Here is a 1,809-nt window from a genome sequence, read left to right on the forward strand (position 1 = left end):
GTTGCTTGGTGACGGGCGTCCAATCGACGCCGACGGCGTACAGCCCTTTTGTCTCACGCCATTCCATATCGTGAAACCAGCCGCCCGCGATGACAGGCTGACCGTTCCATTCGGTATACAGGTCTTGATGCTCGTAGCAGATCAGGGTGTCGTTTTTGCGAGCCCGCATACGCTCGATGACGCGAGCAGCAATATTGGCGTCCAACTGCCACGCTTCACAGTCGTAAGGACGACCATCAGTCGCGCGAAACGGACCAACCGGCAGCAAATGCGCTTCAGTCGTCACACCATCGGTGGCGATCTCGAAAGCCAGGGCGGCGAGTTTGACGGCGGGTTTGGACATGGCGACCTCAAAAAAAACGTTGAGGCCATTGTCCGGGTTTGGGCGGGGCGTGATTACGCCGGAAATGTTTCCGGGGTTACGGTTGTTAGTACGCTAACGAATACCAGTAAAGAATCCAATTGCAACCGCGTTTAAAAGCCGTTTAAAAGCCCGCAGGATCGTTTAAACGGTTTTTGGTCGGGCAAGGATGGCGGAGCGGGCGCGCGCGGCGCTTAGAGGGGCTGTATTTCAACGACGGCAACTTTGACGATTTCCCAGCCGAGTTCAAGCAGTCGTTCATCAAGAGTGCCGCGAAATCCTTCGTTCCACGCGCCCGCCATCACCTTGTCGATCACGCGATTACGGGTATCGCCGGCATAATCGGCTAGAAAAACACGCCCGTATTCATCGGTGTTTGAAGCAACGATCCAAAGTTCATTCATATGATCCTCTCAGTTGTGAAAGCGGTCCGGCGCTGCAACGCCGGACCAGTATAACCGGCCCCGTCTCGTGGGGCCATGCCGGCGGTTGCGCCGATGGGAGGTAAGTTGCACCGGGCCGCTGCGGGTGTTTTTTTGCTGGCTCACCGCCCGCTGAAGCCATGCCCCCTGGGGGCTTGTTCAGGTTCATCCTTCGACAAGCTCAGGACGAACGGGAAAGGTCAATCAAATAAACTCATCTGCCGCTCGTCGGCGTCGCCGTCGCGGCGGATGTTGCGGACCTGGCGCTCGGTCAAGTGAAACGCCCGCGCTTGATGCCTGGCGCTTTGCCAGTCCTTTTCGGCGTTGATCACGGCGTTGCGGTGGCGTTGCCAAAGCTTGTCGAGCTTGGGCACGCTGAAGCGGTCGTTGGCATCAAGGTGCGGCGCCAGCGTGGCGCGCAAGCGTTCGAGCTCGTCGTCGCTCAGATTCAGCGCACGGGTATGATGTTTGGGCAGATTGATCACAAGGCCGCCCCACACTTGCAGCCATTCCTGCGCCCGGCCATAGCCGAGCGCCCGCACCACCGCGCGGAGTACCGGCGGCAGATTGGCAAGCTGTTGGGGTGAGACGTCCGGAAAATCCATTTATCTAGCCATCCAGGCTTTGAGTGCTTCGATGATTGCCTGGCGCTCTTTTTTGGTGAGGCTGTCCAGGTCGGGTACGTTGTGGGCGGTTTGCCGGGCGCAATACGCCAGTAAGGCCGGGCGGCTGGCGTTGGTGACTTTGCCGGCCGTGCCCAGTTTGCCCCATAGCCTAACAATCATGGCAATCTGCGGCGATACGGCTTTAGTGCGATTGCGGTCACCTTGTTTAGGCGTGTATTGCTTATTACGCGGCCACCCGCGCGCCGCGTAGTCGTCCAGCACGGCGGCCAGTTGCGGCAGATTCAAGGTGTTGGCGCTGATGCGGCCCTCCAGCGGCGTGGCGCCGTGGCGTGCCAATAGGGTACGGTGCATGTCGTCGTCCCAGCCCGCCAGGTGTTTCTGCGCCCAGCTTTTGGCGATG

The 1,809-nt window shown here is 59.4% G+C and carries 4 protein-coding genes; all 4 read right to left on the reverse strand.

The features are described from left to right. Positions 1-343 (reverse strand): phage protease (locus AC3B8H_RS20970; protein WP_488443449.1); only part of this gene is annotated, 343 nt, incomplete at its 3' end. Between the two features lie 212 nt (positions 344-555). After that, positions 556-765, reverse strand: coding sequence for a hypothetical protein (locus AC3B8H_RS20975; RefSeq protein ID WP_488443450.1), 210 nt, complete (start codon positions 763-765; stop codon positions 556-558). Positions 766-983: 218 nt separating this feature from the next. Next, a complete protein-coding gene (locus AC3B8H_RS20980) occupies positions 984-1,388 on the reverse strand; it encodes a hypothetical protein (RefSeq protein WP_488443451.1) in 405 nt (134 codons plus the stop codon). Beyond that, the coding region (locus AC3B8H_RS20985; RefSeq protein ID WP_488443452.1) for a regulatory protein GemA at positions 1,389-1,809 on the reverse strand (421 nt) is incomplete at its 5' end. It lies immediately after the preceding gene.

The organism is Methylomonas sp. BG-2 (genome assembly GCF_057766305.1).